The sequence below is a fragment of the Rhizobium sp. LjRoot254 genome, assembly GCF_964254105.1.
Classification (GTDB): domain Bacteria; phylum Pseudomonadota; class Alphaproteobacteria; order Rhizobiales; family Rhizobiaceae; genus Rhizobium_E.
Genome location: NZ_CAXUSM020000001.1, coordinates 3205742 through 3220784, shown reverse-complemented (window position 1 = coordinate 3220784; position 15043 = coordinate 3205742). Strand labels below are relative to the sequence as shown.

General features: G+C 64.5%; 10 protein-coding genes. 4 read left to right on the top strand and 6 right to left on the bottom strand.

Translation table 11 applies throughout. The features are described 5' to 3' along the window. The first annotated feature begins 32 nt into the window (after nt 1-32). Together ACSQ26_RS15900 and ACSQ26_RS15895 are read left to right on the top strand one after the other, a co-directional pair. Nucleotides 33-1421, top strand: a complete 1389-nt coding sequence (locus ACSQ26_RS15900) for an FAD-binding oxidoreductase (protein ID WP_436010434.1) — start codon at nt 33-35, stop codon at nt 1419-1421. A 76-nt stretch (nt 1422-1497) separates the two neighbouring features. Then, nucleotides 1498-1911, top strand: a complete 414-nt coding sequence (locus ACSQ26_RS15895; protein WP_436010432.1) for a hypothetical protein — start codon at nt 1498-1500, stop codon at nt 1909-1911. A 64-nt stretch (nt 1912-1975) separates the two neighbouring features. On the opposite strand, the gene ACSQ26_RS15890 is transcribed toward ACSQ26_RS15895, so the two are convergent. Then, nucleotides 1976-3100, bottom strand: a complete 1125-nt coding sequence (locus tag ACSQ26_RS15890) for an ROK family protein (RefSeq protein ID WP_436010430.1) — start codon at nt 3098-3100, stop codon at nt 1976-1978. A gap of 151 nt (nt 3101-3251) precedes the next feature. On the opposite strand from ACSQ26_RS15890, the gene otsB reads away from it, so the two are divergent. Beyond that, on the top strand, nt 3252-4061 hold the full coding sequence (gene otsB, locus ACSQ26_RS15885) for a trehalose-phosphatase (protein WP_436010428.1): 810 nt from the start codon (nt 3252-3254) through the stop codon (nt 4059-4061). Here the strand turns inward: otsB and ACSQ26_RS15880 are convergent. The 5 genes from ACSQ26_RS15880 to ACSQ26_RS15860 all read right to left on the bottom strand — a co-directional run bounded on the left by ACSQ26_RS15880 (nt 4058) and on the right by ACSQ26_RS15860 (nt 13755). Beyond that, nucleotides 4058-6316: an MHYT domain-containing protein gene (locus ACSQ26_RS15880; protein ID WP_436010426.1), complete on the bottom strand. Its 2259-nt coding sequence runs from the start codon at nt 6314-6316 to the stop codon at nt 4058-4060. The two genes, otsB and ACSQ26_RS15880, sit on opposite strands and share 4 nt — an antisense overlap. Nucleotides 6317-6435: 119 nt before the next feature. Continuing rightward, nucleotides 6436-8619 carry a heavy metal translocating P-type ATPase gene (locus ACSQ26_RS15875; RefSeq protein ID WP_436010424.1) on the bottom strand — a complete coding sequence of 728 codons (2184 nt, stop codon included), beginning with the start codon at nt 8617-8619 and terminating at the stop codon, nt 6436-6438. An 80-nt stretch (nt 8620-8699) separates the two neighbouring features. After that, nucleotides 8700-12158: a chromosome segregation SMC family protein gene (locus ACSQ26_RS15870; protein ID WP_436010422.1), complete on the bottom strand. Its 3459-nt coding sequence runs from the start codon at nt 12156-12158 to the stop codon at nt 8700-8702. A 279-nt stretch (nt 12159-12437) separates the two neighbouring features. Beyond that, nucleotides 12438-13103 carry a DsbA family protein gene (locus ACSQ26_RS15865; RefSeq protein WP_436010420.1) on the bottom strand — a complete coding sequence of 222 codons (666 nt, stop codon included), beginning with the start codon at nt 13101-13103 and terminating at the stop codon, nt 12438-12440. Nucleotides 13104-13248: 145 nt separating this feature from the next. Continuing rightward, on the bottom strand, nt 13249-13755 hold the full coding sequence (locus ACSQ26_RS15860; protein WP_436010418.1) for a DUF721 domain-containing protein: 507 nt from the start codon (nt 13753-13755) through the stop codon (nt 13249-13251). A gap of 205 nt (nt 13756-13960) precedes the next feature. Between ACSQ26_RS15860 and mutY the strand changes: the two genes are divergently transcribed. Next, the gene (gene mutY, locus ACSQ26_RS15855; protein WP_436010416.1) at nt 13961-15031 is read left to right on the top strand and encodes an A/G-specific adenine glycosylase; all 1071 of its coding nucleotides are present in this window, start codon (nt 13961-13963) and stop codon (nt 15029-15031) included. Nucleotides 15032-15043: the final 12 nt, after the last annotated feature.

Sequence of the window (15043 nt, the reverse complement as noted above, 5' to 3'; positions counted from 1 at the left end):
CGATCAATCCATATGGCTTCAAGAGGTTTGAAATGAACATCGAGACTCTGCGTAAAATGGTCGAGGGTAGTGTCATCACTCCCGACGAACCCGGCTACGGTGCTGCCCGCCTGGCGCTGATCTGGAACGGCCGCAAGCCACAGCGTTACCCCCAGGTCATCGTCAAGGCGGCCAACGTCGCCGACGTGCAATATGCCGTGCGCTATGCCACGGCATCGGGAATGCGGCTCTCCGTGCGCGGCAGCGGCCACCAGTTCTCCGGCATCGCGGTGCAGAAGGGCGTGGTGCTCGATCTGGGCGAGATCAACCACATCCATGTCGATCCGATCGCCCGGATCGCCGATGTCGGCCCGGCGGTCAAGAACGGCGATGCGGCGGGTATCTGCGCCGATTATGGCCTCGGCTTCCCGTTCGGCCATTGCGCGTCGGTGTCGCTCAGCGGCTACCTGCTCGGCGGCGGCTTCGGCTGGAATTCCGGGCAATGGGGCGTCGCCTGCTTCAGCGTCGAGAGTGTCGATGTCGTGCTCGCCGACGGCAATCTCTATCGGGCCAGCGCCACCGAGAACGAGGAGATCTACTGGGCCGCCCGCGGCGCCGGTCCGGAATTCTTCGGCGTCGTTACCGGCTACCGGCTGAGGCTGCAGCCGCTGCCGCGCGCCATAACGTCGAGCGTGTTCACCTATCCGATATCGGATGCGGCCCGCGTCGAGCGCTGGATGAACCACACGATGCGGGTCGTGCCCGCCAATGTCGAATTCACCATGATGCAGTCAAGCGCGCCGCCGCCGCTCGCGCATCTCGCCGACAAGGTCGCAACGGGCATTGCCACCGTCTTCGCCGATACCGACGAGGAAGCGCTGGCCACCCTGTCGTTGATCGCGTCGCTTGCACCGTCCGGCGCGCTCGACATCCAGCAGAACCTGCCGACGCCGCTCGAGACGCTCTATGCGATCATCGACCAGTTCTTCCCCGTCGGCCATCGCTATGCGGTGGATACGAATTGGGGTGGCCCGCAGGCGCTGGATTTCCTCAGCCAGCTTGCAGTCGAGACGGCCAAGGCGCCGTCGCCAAAGAGCTTCGCGCTCGGCGTGGTGCTGCCGATGGAGGCACTATCGACGCCGATGCCCGACGCGGCCTTCTCCATGGCCGGCCGCGCCTTCACCGCCGTCTATGCCATCTGGCAGGATCAGGCGGAGGACGAGGCGAACATGAGCTGGGTGCGATCCATCGCCCGCAAGCTCGCGCCATCTGTTATCGGCGCCTATGTCGGCGAGGCGGATCTCGATCAGCCGAACCGGCTGGAAAAGAGTTATTCGCCGGAAGCCTGGGCGCGCATCAAGGCGCTCCAGGACAAATACGATCCGCAGCGCATCTTCCGCAGCGAGCAGTCCCTCGCTGGCACGTTGAAGCCCGCGGCGTGATCGATAGAGGGGTCGCGAAAGCATCGCGGCCCCCATACCCAGGCACGATTAACGTGCTTCAACAAGGATAAGCAAATTGCCCACTCTCTCACGCGTCTATTTTCAAACCGCCATTCTCTTTCTGCTCGCCGGCATCACCATGGGGCTGCAGATGGCGATCACCCATGATCACAGCGCCATGGCGGCGCACGCCCATGTCAACCTGCTCGGCTGGGTCTCATCGGCGATCTTCGGCATCTATTACGCCTTCAACCCGGCCAAGGCCGCCCGCCGTCTCGCCTGGCTGCAATACGGCGCCTACACGATCGGCCTGATCATCATGCTGCCCGCGCTTTTCCTGATGCTGCGCGGCAACGCGGCGCTCGAACCCGTCGTCGCCATCGGCTCGCTGATCACAGCCGCCGCCATCCTGCTCTTCGCGGTCATCCTCTTCATGCCCGACCCAAGCGTGGCCGCGAAGACCGGACCCGCCCGCGCCCCCGCCGAATAGCGGCCGCGAACGGAAACGCCCGGAGGTGAGGTTCCGCCCTCCGGGCGGTTGGTTTTTTCATCCTTCAAGCCGCCTTCACCCCGTCCTTGCTCTTCTCCGCCTTTCCCGCATCCCCCACCTCGCCCTTGTTGGTAAAGTGCGCATTCCCCAATCCCGTGCCGATCGTCAGCACGCCCCACCCCTCCACATCCTGCATGAAGGGGATCTGCGACAGGCCCTGGATGACGGCGTCGTTGTGCATGACGATGAAGGTCGGCTGGCCGGAGATTTCGGGGATGGCCTTGGCGAGCGCCTGCGGCAGGTTGAAATGCTCGCTCTCCCAGTTGCCGCCGGGCAGGTTCTGGCCGCCGCGATCGATCGCGCCGTCGGCATTGATGATGCCGGGGCAGGCGATGCCGATCACCGGCGCCAGTGCCAGCTTGGATTTCTCGGCCTTGGCGATGAGCGTATCGAGCATCTTCACCAGCCGTTCGATCGCGGCTCTGCGCGCGGGCGCATCGTCGGCATGCCGCCAGAGCGTGGATTTCCACACCTTGGCGCGGGAGAGGTCGGGATGGTCGTCCAGCCTGAGTTCGATCACGCCGGCGCGCATATTGGTGCCGCCGATATCGACGGCGAGGATCGCCTGGTTGCCCTTCAGCATCCAGGCCGGCATCAGGTGCGCGGCACCGATCAGCCCGGCATCATCGGGGTGATGCTCGATCGGTACGAGATCGATCGCGTGGCCCTCGGATTTGACGAGCACGCCGGCGCGGGCGATCGCCATTTCGCCGACGACGCTGTGCTTGAAGCCGCCGCCGATCGCGATGCGGCCGGTATTTTTCCACGCATCCTGCTTGAGATATTTCGTCAGTACGCCCACGATTTCGCCGGCGAAATCATCGATCGCGCCCATGATCAGCGCCGCCGCTTCCTTGTCGTCGCCCTTCATCAGGGCGTCGATGTCCTTCCTGGAGAGTTCGCGGGTTGGCGTCTCACCCAGGGGGTCGTCGCCGCCCTTGCGGATCGCCTTGCGCGCTTCGTCGAGCTTTTCCTGAAATGCCGATTTGCTGGCTCTGTCGCCGATGAAACCGTCCTTGTCCTTCAGTTCATTGTTATAGTCGTCGACGATGACGGATGGCAGGTCTTCGGCGCCGTGGATCAGCGGTGCGCCTTCGATTGTCTTTTTCTTGAGCTTGCCCCGCGCCATTCGCATCTCCTTGGCCGCTGCAATCAGCATTTCACCAACGCGGATAGCCGAGGGCGAGTTCCCGCGCGGCAATCAGTGAGGAACGATTTGGCCCTCATGGCGTTCGGAACCCATGCACGACGATAGCCACGATGAGAGCAAGGAGCATGCAATGGCGGAACAGGCCCGGACAGTCCATCATCCCGCACCGCGTCACGAAATCTTCTCGACCAGCGAGGCGCTGGACCAAATCCGCAACGATCCCGACGGCTGGGCCGTGTTCCTCGATGTCGATGGCTGCCTGCTCGATCTGGCGCCAACGCCCGACAGCATCGTGGTTCCCGAGGGCTTGGCAGCCGATATCGACCGCCTTGCCAAGCGGCTCGGCGGCGCGGTGGCGCTGGTCACCGGCCGGGCGCTGATCTATGCCGATGCACTGTTCAAGCCATTCGTCTTTCCCATCGCCGGCCTGCACGGTGCCGAAATGCGCGGCCCCGACGGCAGCCGGATCTTTGCCGAGATACCGCCGGAATTCGAACGGCTGAAGGAAATTCTCGTGCTCGACACATCGCGCATGCCCGGCGTGCTGATCGAGGACAAGGGCGGGGCGGTGGCTGCGCACTACAGGCTGGCGCCGCAGTTCGAGGAGGCCCTGGGTGAAAAGATGTCGGCCTTTGCCAAGGCGGCCGGCCCCGGCTGGGCGCTGCAGCTCGGCAAGATGGTCTATGAAATCCGCCCCTCGCGCGCCAGCAAGGGCGACGCCGTCGAGCGCTTCCTGCGCGAGCCGCCGTTTCTCGGCCGGCTGCCGCTGGCCATGGGCGACGACCTGACGGATGAATCGATGTTTGCCGTGGTCAACGCCCGTGGCGGCCACTCGATCAGGGTCGGCCGGGAGGAGGCGTCCACCTGTGCGCTGAGCACGATCTTGTCTCCGGCGCATGTGCGCGATGCCATTGCCAAGCTCGGCCTGCCGGACGATTAACCGGGAAGGCTGGCGCGGGCGGCCGTCACCTGGCTTATCGCGCCTTCCAGATCCGTCTGCGTAAAGGGCTTGCGAAGGATAGGCAGCTTCAGCTTCGAATGTTCCGAAAGCTCGGAATAGCCGGTGGCGACGACGATCGGGATCGTGGGATGCGATGCCCGCACGATCTCGGCCAGTTGCAGGCCCGACATTCCCGGCATGGCCTGATCGGTGAGGAGCAGGTCGAAGGGCTCGGGTTCGTTCTCAAGCATGGACAGGGCGGCCTGTGCGCTATGCGCCGAAACCGGCCGGTGCCCGAGTTCCTCCAGCAGTTCCACCGTGCTCATCAGCACCAGCGCGTCGTCATCGACGCAGAGTACGCGCAGCTTCTGGTTCGGGTGGTCTTCGCCATGCGCGGTTCGGGCGGAGAAGGGGCGGGATACCTCAGCCGCCGGCAGCCATATCTCCACCGTCGTGCCGCTTCCCGGGCTGCTCTGGATATCGAGCCATCCGCCGGATTGCTGGGCAAATCCATGCACCATGGAAAGACCGAGGCCGGTGCCCTTGGCGACGCCCTTGGTGGTGAAGAAGGGCTCGTGCGCGCGGGCGAGCGTCACCTTGTCCATGCCCGCGCCGAAATCGATCACCGACAGCACGGCATAGTCGCCGGGCTCGAGCGGGCGACGGTCGCCATTGGCGATCGTGCGCAGCGAGGCGTCGATCTCTATCGTTCCGCTTTCGCCCAGCGCGTCGCGTGCATTGACCACCAGGTTGAGAAGCGCCATTTCCAGCTGATGCGCATCGGCATGCGCCAATACGGGCTGGTCGGGAAAGCTGGTCTCGATCCTGAACAGCGGACCGAGCGATCGTTGCAGCAGGTCGTTCATGTCGGTTACGAGTCCCCCGACATCGACGCTTGCGGGGCTGAGATGCTGCTGGCGGGCGAATGACAGCATTCTCTGGGTGAGGCTCGCGCCGCGCCGGCCGGCCTCGAAGGCGGTCTCGACAAGACGGTGGAGTTTCGGGTCGTCCCCGACGCGCTTTTTCAAGAGCTCGAGATTACCCGTGATCACGGCGAGCAGGTTGTTGAAGTCGTGCGCGATGCCGCCGGTCAGCTGGCCCACGGCTTCCATCTTCTGCGCCTGGCGCAATGCCGCTTCGGCATTCTTCCTTTTCGTCACGTCGACCAGCCCGCCCAGGACCGCGACCCCGCCTCCGTCAGGGACTTCAAGCCGCGCCGAAGCATAGACGTCGATCGTCCGGCCGTTGGTGCCGAGAACCTGGAATTCACCCTCGACGAAACCATCCTTGACCAGCATGGCCCGGAAGCCCTCGCGCCAATGCGCCGCCGCGTCCTCGGGCATGAATTTGTCGAGCGGCTGGCCGATCATCGCGGCCCGCTCGACGCCGAGAAGATTGAGGCAATCATCCGACACCTCGGTCATCTTGCCGGTTTCGGTCATCGAGAACAGCGGCATCGGCGTTTTGCGGTAGAGGCTGCGGAAGCGCTCCTCGCTCTGCCGCAACGCCTCGGATTCGCCTTCGGCGAGTATGGCGAAACGCCGGTCGAAAATGGACGCGATGAGGGCCAGGCCGAGGATGAAGAAGGTCGTGACCGCCACGCCCAGTGCAAGGCTGAACTGGTCGAAACTCGTCGGCCCGTGGGTGTGATCCGTCGCGTTATTGGCGGTGTAGATTGCCGCACGCATACCTGAATAGTGCATGCCGGACACGGCAGCTCCCATGAAGACCGCAGCCAGTATCTTCTGGGTATGGCCCGTGCGTTCGAAGGCGAGCCACAGGGCCGCGATCGCCGCGGCGATAGCAATGAAAACCGAGATCGCGACCCAGAGCGGATCGTAGGTGAGCGTGGCGGGCATCCGCATACCAGCCATGCCGGTGTAATGCATCCCGGCGATGCCGACGCCCATCAGCACGCCACTCGATACGAGCGCCAGCAACCCGCCGTCCGACCGGCTGACCACGAAGAAGCCGATGCCGGTGACCACGACCGCCAGAACCAGCGACAGGACCGTGAGGCTGACATCGTAGGACACGTCCATGCCGGGCATGCTGTAAGCCAGCATGGCAACGAAATGCATCGACCAGATGCCGCCGCCCATAGCGAGTGCCGCAGTGACCAGCCAGTTCGCCGATGCGACGCGGCCGGTGGCCGCCTTGATGCGGCCAGCCAGATCCAGCGCGGCATAGGACGCCGCGATTGCAATCAGTATGGATAGCGTGACGAGCGTTGTGTCGTAGGTACCTGATAGCATGCGTATGCGGCCTGCCTTCGCCAGTGGTTAACTGGAGCATCCTGATTCCGATAGGATATCAGAATGCGCCAGCTTGTGGCTGAAAGCTAGACGGCTAACACCTTCACACATGCCGCCCGCTATCGCCCCTTCCAGGCCAGCAACCGCATGGCGTTCATGGTCACCAGCACGGTGGCGCCGGTATCGGCGAGGATGGCGGGCCAGAGACCGGTCACGCCGATAATTGTGGTCACCAGGAACACCGCCTTGAGGCCGAGCGCGACTGATATGTTCTGCCATATATTGCCCATCGTCGCCTTGGACAGCGCCACCATGTTGGCGATATCCATGACCCGGCCGTGAAGCACGGCGGCATCGGCGGTTTCGAGCGCCACATCCGTGCCGCCGCCCATGGCGATGCCGATATCGGCGGCGGCCAGCGCCGGCGCATCGTTGATGCCGTCACCGACCTTGGCGACGATCTCGCCGGCCGCCTGCTTCTCGCGCACGATCGCCTGCTTGTCTTCGGGCAGCAGGCCGGCGCGAACCTCGATGCCGAGCTTGGCGCCGATAGCCCGTGCGGTCCGTTCGTTGTCGCCGGTCAGCATGACGGTTGAAATACCCGCTGCCTTGAGCGCCGCAAGACCGGCTTCGGCATCGGCGCGCGGCTCGTCCCGGATGGCGATCAGACCGACCGGCGTGCCGGCGGCGATCAGCACCGACACGGTCTTGCCCTCGGCATTGAGGCCGTCGATCCGTGATTTGGTCGCTTCATCGAAAGTGTATTCCTCATCCGCCGCCCTGGGCGACAACAGCGCTATCGCTTCACCGCCGACCGATCCCGTCACGCCCTTGCCGGGCAGCGCCTTGGCGGACAGGGCAGGCGGCACCGGCGCCTTCATTTCCTTCGCCTTGGCGAGGATCGCGACGGCCAGCGGGTGGCTGGAGCCGCTTTCGAGTGCTGCGGCCAACGACAGAACCTGACCCTCGGGCCTGCCGAGGCCGATCACGTCGGTGACGACAGGCTTGCCCTCCGTCAGCGTGCCGGTCTTGTCGAGCGCCACCAGCGTGACCCGGCGGAACGCCTCGATGACCGCGCCGCCCTTGATCAGCAAGCCGCGCCGGGCGCCGGCCGAAAGGCCAGCCGCAATCGCCGCCGGCGTCGAAATCACCAGCGCACAGGGGCAGCCGATCAGCAGGATGGCGAGGCCCTTGTAGATCCATTCATCCCGCGAGCCGGCGAAGAACAGAGGCGGAACCAAAGCGACCAGCGCGCCCGCGACCAGCACGCCGGGCGTATAATAGCGCGAGAAGCGATCGATGAAGCGCTCGGTCGGCGCCTTGCTCTCCTGCGCTTCCTCGACCAGCCGCACGACCCGCGCGATGGTGTTGTCGGCCGCCGCAGCGGTGACGCGCACCTTGAGAACCGTGTCCGAATTGATCGTGCCGGCAAAGACCGTGTCATCGGGCCCCTTGGATTTCGGCACGCTCTCGCCAGTCACCGGCGCTTCATTGATCGCCGACGAACCCTCGACGATAACACCATCGGCCGCGATGCGATCACCGGGGCGGACAAGGATAATTGCTCCCGGCGTAAGCGCTTCGGCGGACACCTCCTGCGTCGTCCCATTCTCCTCGACCAGCGCGTTCTTCGGCACGAGATCGGTCAGGCCGCGTATGCTGGCGCGCGCACGGCCGGCCGCGACCCCTTCCAGCAACTCGCCGACAAGGAAGAGGAAGACGACCATCACCGCCTCCTCGGCGGCACCGATGAACAGCGCGCCTGTGGCGGCAATGGACATCAGCATTTCGATCGAAAAGGGCGTACCGGCCATCGCGGCGGCAAGCGCGCGCCGTGAAATCGGCACCAGCCCGACGGCCAATGCTGGCACGAAGATCCAGTTGGGAACCGAGGGCAGGGCGAGATGCGCCAGATAAGTGACGACCAGCGCGGCACCCGTGACACCGGTCAGCACAGCTTTCCTGGTCTTCCACCACGGCCCGTCGCCAAGGTCGAAATGCGAATGCTCGTGCCCGTCGTCATTGCCGTGGTCATGGCCTTCGAGTTCGTGTCCGGCTGCACTCGACGGAACCTTGCCGTCTGTCGGTGCGATCGAATAGCCGAGCGCCTTGACCTGCTGTTCCACCGCGCCGCGCGCAAAATTCGGCCCCGGCAGAATCGTGAGCGTGCCGCTCGCCAGCGAGACACCTGCCTCCTCAACGCCGGGCAGCCGGTTGACGGCGGTCTCGATCTTGGAGACGCAGCTCGCGCAATCCATGCCGCCGATGCGGTACTTGAGTTTGGTGGCGTGATTCTCGGACATTTCCCGGCCTTTCGATCCATCGATGAAAGAGGTCTAGCACCTCTAGTGGCTAGAGGTTCAAGAGGGAAAACACGATTTTTTCAGCTCGCCTCGCGCAACTGCTCCGCCGTCTGCAGGTCCACGCTCACCAGCGTCGAGACGCCTTGCTCGGCCATGGTCACGCCGTAGAGGCGGTTCATGCGGGCCATGGTAATGGGGTTGTGGGTGATGATCAGGAAGCGGGTCTCGGTCGTCGCCGCCATCTCGTCCATCAGGTTGCAGTAGCGCTCGACATTGTGGTCGTCGAGCGGCGCGTCGACTTCGTCGAGCACGCAGATCGGCGCGGGATTGGTCAGGAACACGGCAAAGATCAGCGCCATGGCGGTCAGTGCCTGCTCGCCGCCCGAGAGCAGCGTCATGGTCTGCGGCTTCTTGCCGGGCGGGCGGGCCAGGATTTCCAGGCCCGCTTCGAGCGGGTCGTCGCTTTCGATCAGTTGCAGCTCCGCCTCGCCGCCGTTGAACAGGTGGGTGAACAGCCGCTTGAACTGGGTGTTGACGACGTCGAAGGCATTCATCAGCCGTTCGCGGCCCTCGCGGTTCAGATTCTGGATCGCGGTGCGCAGCTTGCGGATGGCGTCGATGATGTCGTCGCGCTCGCGCACCAGGTTGTCGAGCTGGCCGGTGAGTTCGGCCTGTTCTTCCTCCGCGCGCAGATTGACGGCGCCGAGCCGCTCGCGCTCCATCTTCACCCGTTCGAGCTCGATCTCGATGGCACGCGTATCTGGCAGGGGTGCGTCCGGTGCGAGCCCGGTCAGGCGCAGCACGAGATGCGGCTCGGTATCGAGCGTCTCGCGGATGCGTGTCTCCTGGGCGATGCGCCAGTCGCGCGCCGAGACCAGCCGTTCCTCGGCGCGGCCACGCCGTTCGCGGGCTTCGGCGAGCAGTGCCAGCGCGTCGCGGGCGATGCGGTCGGCCTCGCGCTGCTGGTTTTCCTGGGCGGCCAGCTTGTCGGCGGCCTCCTTGCGCGCGGCCTCGGCCTTGGCGATGGCATTCATCAGGTTGAAGCGCTTTTCCTCGAATTCCTCCGGTGCGGCCAGCAGGTCCTCGAGTTCGATGCGGGTCTCTTCCTCGCGCTCGGTCAGCGTGGCGATCTGGCGGGCGGCGCTCGCCTCGCGGTCGCGCCATACCTGCCGCTCGGCCGCGATCGCCGAGATTCGGCGTCGGCGCGCATCGTTTTCGCGCGCTTCGGCATCATTCAGCGCACGCGCCTCGGTCAGCGCCGCACGCTTTTCGGCAACAAGAATGCCCTGTTCGCGCAGCCGCAATTCAAGGCCAGAGAGATCGGGCGCCTCGGCGAGCGTGACCCGCGCGTCTTCCTCTGATATGCCCAGTTCTTCCATCTGGGCATCGAAGCCTGCGATCTGCTGGCCGACGCTGTCCTTGCGGCGGATGAGATCGGAGGCGGCGCGCTCGGCCTGCAATGCGGCCTCACGGGCTTCGGTCAGCTTGCGGGCGAGCAGGCGCACCATGTCGCGGTTGGAATTCAGCCGTTCCTCGCCGATACGCACCTGATCGGTGGCGCTGTCGAGACGGTTCTCGCAATCTTCGAGAAGAATCCGGGCTTCCTCGGCCTCGGATTCCAGCGCCTTCAGCCGGTTCTTCTGCTGCAGGCGAAGGGCTGCGGCACTCGGCGCGCCGGCGCGGGTGACGTGGCCGTCCCAGCGCCAGACGGTGCCCTGCCGCGACACCAGCCGCTGGCCCGGTGCGAGCTTGAAACGGAGCGTATCGCCATCGCTATCCTCGACAAGTCCGGTCTGGCGCAGGCGGCGATGCAGTTCGGCGGGTGCCCTGATATGATTAAGGAGAGGCGTGGCGCCGGCGGGGAGGGCAGGATCGCTCTCGCCATTGCCTGGCATCGACCAGAAGGCCGACGCGGCCGGATCGAGCGCGGAATCGAGATCGTCGCCGAGCACCGCGCCAAGTGCGGCTTCCAGCCCCGGATCGGGCGAAATCTGTTCGGAGACCGGCGTATGCGCGCCTGTGCCGCCGGCGGCGAGCATCCGCTCGATCGTCACGGCCTCGGTCTCGATTGAACGCAGCCTGCCGCGCGCATCCTCCACCGGCTTGCGGGCTTCCTGCTGTACGACGCGGGCCTCGTTCAGCGCGCGCTCGGCGTGCGCCTGCGCCTTCTCGCCATCGTCATGTGCTAGCTCGGCCGCTTCGAGTTCGGCCTCTTTTTCGGCGGGATCGGGGAGCGCGGACAGCTTGGCCTCGACGGCTGTGAGTTCCTCGCGTGCATCGGAAATCTGCCGTTCGAGCCTGAGGCGTCGCTGGGCGAGGTCGGCGAGGAAGCGTTCGAGCTGCTGGCGGGTCGCGGCGGCCTCGGCGCGCTCGGCGGTGAGCGTTTGCATGACGCCTTCGGCTTCAGTCACCTCGGCCGTCGCACCCACCAGCGCTTCGGCCAGTTCGGCGGCACGTTCGACAGCATTCTCCAGCGCCTCGCGGAGTTCCTGTTCCTCCTCGTCGAGGCGGGTGACGATCGAGGCATTGCCCGAGATCATCTGCCGTTCGCGCTCGATGTCGGCGGCGAGCTGGGTGATCCGGCGCTCCAGTTCCTGCCGACGCATTTCCAACCGGCGCATGTCTTCTTCGAGCTGGCCGCGTGCTATGGTCAGGCGCTGCAATCCGGCGGCGGCCTGCGCCTCCGTTTCGCGGAGTTCCGGCAGCTTGAGGCCGTGGACGGCCTGGTCCTTGGCCGCCTCCATCTGCGCCTGCGCCTTTTCGGCGACGAGATTGGTGGCCTGATTCAAGGCACTTTCGGCCTCGCCCTCGGCGGTCTTCGCCTGCGCCCAGCGGATGTGGAGAAGCTTGGCTTCCTCGGCGCGGATCGAGGCGGAGAGCTGCTTGTAGCGGTTGGCCTGCCGGGCCTGGCGCTTGAGGCTTTCGATCTGGGTCGACAGCGTGGTGGTGACGTCTTCCAGCCGTTCAAGATTGGTTTCGGCGGCCTTGAGCCGGAGTTCCGCTTCGTGCCGGCGCGAATGCAGTCCCGAAATGCCGGCCGCTTCTTCCAGCAATTGCCGCCGGGCCTGCGGCTTGGCCTGGATCAGCTCGCCGATCCGCCCCTGACCGACCATGGCGGGCGAACGCGCCCCGGTCGAGGCATCGGCGAACAGCAATTGCACGTCTCTCGCGCGGGCTTCCTTGCCATTGATGCGATAGACCGAACCCTGCTCGCGCTCGATGCGGCGTGTAACCTGCAATTCGTCGGCATCGTTGAAGGCTGCGGGCGCGGTGCGGTCGGTATTGTCGATGAACAGGCCGACTTCAGCGGAATTGCGCCCCGGGCGCTGGCCGGAGCCCGAGAAGATCACGTCATCCATGCCGGAGGCGCGCATGTTCTTGTAGGAATTCTCGCCCATCACCCAGCGCAGCGCCTCGACTAGGTTCGACTTTCCGCAGCCGTTCGGGCCGACGACGCCGGTGAGGCCGGGCTCGATCAGGAATTCGGATGGTTCGACGAAGGACTTGAAGCCGGTGAGACGGAGCTTGTTGAATTTCATGAGGGGGCGCTCATGATTTGGCGGGCTTGATACCCCCCTCTGTCCTGCCGGACATCTCCCCCACAAGGGGGGAGAGTGACTCGCGGTGATCGCCTTGCCTCAAGCGCGCATCGAAAGTTGAGTTTACGACGCTGATTTGAGGAGATGAGCGCGCCCCATCCGTTCTCCCCCCTTGTGGGGGAGATGTCCGGCAGGACAGAGGGGGGTGAAGACACAAGCACTGACACGCAAAAAGGCGACAGCCGAATGCTGCCGCCCTCTGTCACAATGCTAGGTCGATTACCTTGCTGCGGCGTCGATGATGGCCGACATTTCTGCAACGCTCATTCCCCCGGCATAACGCTGCCCGTTGATGAAGAATGTGGGCGTGGAATCGACCCCGAATTCCTTCGATCCCTGTTCCCGCACCTTGGTCACATCATCCAGAAGCTTCTGGTTCGTCAAGCAGGCCTCGAAGGTCTCCTGTGTAAAACCGGCAAGTTTCGACATTTGCATCAGCGCAGCGCGGCCGTCAGGCGCGACAGCCCAGGTGCCCTGGCTCTTGAACAACGCGGAAACCATGGGGAAATACTGTCCTTCCGGCGCGCAGCGGGCCAGCATGATCGCCGCCATGGCGCGGGCATCGAGCGGGAATTCGCGGAGCACGAAACGCACCTTGCCGGTATCGACATACTTTTCCTTGATCGCGTCGAACGTCTCGTTGTGGAAGGCGGCGCAATGCGGGCAGGTCATCGACATATATTCGACGATGGTGACAGGAGCATCCGCCTTGCCGATGGAGACATCAGGCAGCGGACCGGGCGCCATCAGCGTGGCGACATCGACCGAACCCTCGGGCGCCGGCGCTTCCTGCGCGAACGCGGTTGCCATCGGCACGGAGGCGAACGCTGCGGCTGCGGTACCGGCGGCCAGGAATTTGAGGAATTCTTTGCGGGTGAGATGCATATCGTCTCCTTGGGGACAGGCGGATGGCGCTGAGAGCCGGGATATACTTTGCGCCGGGCTCCCGCAAGTTGTTGCTATTGCGATCTGTTCAAAGAATTGTGACTGCCGGATGGCCGATCAAGTCCATTTGATAAACAGTGACTTCTCACCGTTTCTTGCTGCCATAGACCGCCCTGCCGAGCCGTTCGACGGCGGCTTTCAGCGGTTCGCTCTCGATGCCGGATGTCAGTTCGTCGAGATGGCTTTTCTCGCCCGGCGAGAGCGCCCTCAGCCGCGGACGCAGGCGGGCATGCGGCGTCACGGGTTTCTGGACGATGCGGATCTGTCGGATCGCCGGAAAACCGAAGAAGCCGTTGATCCGCTGGATCAGTTCGCCCTGGGCATGGGCGAGAAACAGCGCGCGTGCGCCCTCGCAGGCAATAGTCAGTACGCCGGGCTCCATGCCGCCGGTGTCACCCGACATCTCCGAATTGCGCCGTGGCCAGGTGATCTTCTCCGGCCGGGAGCAATCGGCGAAATCGGCGCCGGCGATCTCGTCCCAACTGCCGAGCAATGCCGTATTGATGCCGGCCTTGCGCTGCAGGACGGGATCCATCAGCCGGTTGGCAGCCTCGGCGATCTGCATCGCGCCTTTGCGCTGGAATGTGGACATGGGGTTTCGCTGTGGCCGCAAGGTTGTTAGCTAGTGGGTATGATTCATACCTACTATCACGACCCCCTGCAATGCGGTTACCCCCCTCTGTCCTGCCGGGCATCTCCCCCTCAAGGGGGGAGATCGGCCAGAAGCGCCTCGTCGCGCTCCAAACAATCTCCCCACTTGAGGGGGAGATGTCACGAAGTGACAGAGGGCGGTGCTCTTGCCTAGCTCGCCCAAACCCGCCGACCTTCTCGCCTGGTATGACCGCCATCGCCGCGAACTGCCATGGCGGGTGACGCCGGATATGCGGGCGGCGGGCGTGATCGCCGATCCTTATCATGTCTGGCTGTCCGAGATCATGCTGCAGCAGACCACCGTGCAGGCGGTGAAGGCCTATTTCGAAAAGTTCGTCCGCCTCTGGCCGACGGTACGGGATCTCGCCAGCGCCGACACCGAGGACGTGATGAAGGCCTGGGCGGGACTCGGCTATTATGCTCGCGCCCGCAACCTGAAGAAATGCGCCGAAGCCGTCGTTGCCGAACACGGCGGCAGGTTCCCCGAAACGGTCGAGGCGCTCAAGACGCTGCCCGGCATCGGCGACTACACGTCGGCCGCCGTCGCGGCGATCGCCTTCGATGAAGCCGCGCCCGTGATGGATGGCAATGTCGAGCGCGTCATTTCCCGCATCTTTATGGTCGAGGATGCGCTTCCCACCGCAAAGCCGGTCATGAGGGCGCATCTCGCGACGCTGACACCGGCCAAGCGGCCCGGCGATTTCGCCCAGGCGATGATGGACCTCGGCGCCACGATCTGCACGCCGCGACGTCCCGCCTGTGCGCTCTGTCCCTGGCGCGACCATTGTCGCGCATTTCACGAGAGCGATCCGGAATTCTATCCGGTGAAAGCAGAGAAGAAAGCGCGGCCGGTGCGGCAGGGCGCGGCTTTTGTCGCGGTCGACGGCGAGGGCAGGGTGCTACTGCGCAAACGTATCGAGTCAGGCCTGCTCGGCGGCATGACCGAGGTGCCGACGACGCAATGGAACTCCAACCGTGATGGCGGTGCCGATGTGAGCTATGCCCCCTTTGCGGCCGAATGGAAGTCTTGCGGCACCATTATCCATGTCTTCACGCATTTTGAACTGCGGCTGTCCGTCTATCGGGCGGACGTCGATGGTAGTCGCGACAAAGATGACGGCTGGTGGGAGCCCGTCACAAATCTTGACGGCGAGGCCTTGCCAACTGTCATGAAAAAAGCAATCAGCGCCGCTATTCCCGACGCGTTCAAGAAATAGAAGCGAAAGAAT

Coding starts and splice junctions, on each gene's coding strand:
- otsB (WP_436010428.1), top strand. CDS start 3,252: ATGGCGGAACAGGCCCGGACAGTCCATCATCCCGCACCGCGTCACGAA.
- ACSQ26_RS15860 (WP_436010418.1), bottom strand. CDS start 13,755: ATGTCCACATTCCAGCGCAAAGGCGCGATGCAGATCGCCGAGGCTGCC.
- ACSQ26_RS15870 (WP_436010422.1), bottom strand. CDS start 12,158: ATGAAATTCAACAAGCTCCGTCTCACCGGCTTCAAGTCCTTCGTCGAA.
- ACSQ26_RS15890 (WP_436010430.1), bottom strand. CDS start 3,100: ATGGCGCGGGGCAAGCTCAAGAAAAAGACAATCGAAGGCGCACCGCTG.
- ACSQ26_RS15880 (WP_436010426.1), bottom strand. CDS start 6,316: ATGCTATCAGGTACCTACGACACAACGCTCGTCACGCTATCCATACTG.
- ACSQ26_RS15900 (WP_436010434.1), top strand. CDS start 33: ATGAACATCGAGACTCTGCGTAAAATGGTCGAGGGTAGTGTCATCACT.
- ACSQ26_RS15875 (WP_436010424.1), bottom strand. CDS start 8,619: ATGTCCGAGAATCACGCCACCAAACTCAAGTACCGCATCGGCGGCATG.
- ACSQ26_RS15865 (WP_436010420.1), bottom strand. CDS start 13,103: ATGCATCTCACCCGCAAAGAATTCCTCAAATTCCTGGCCGCCGGTACC.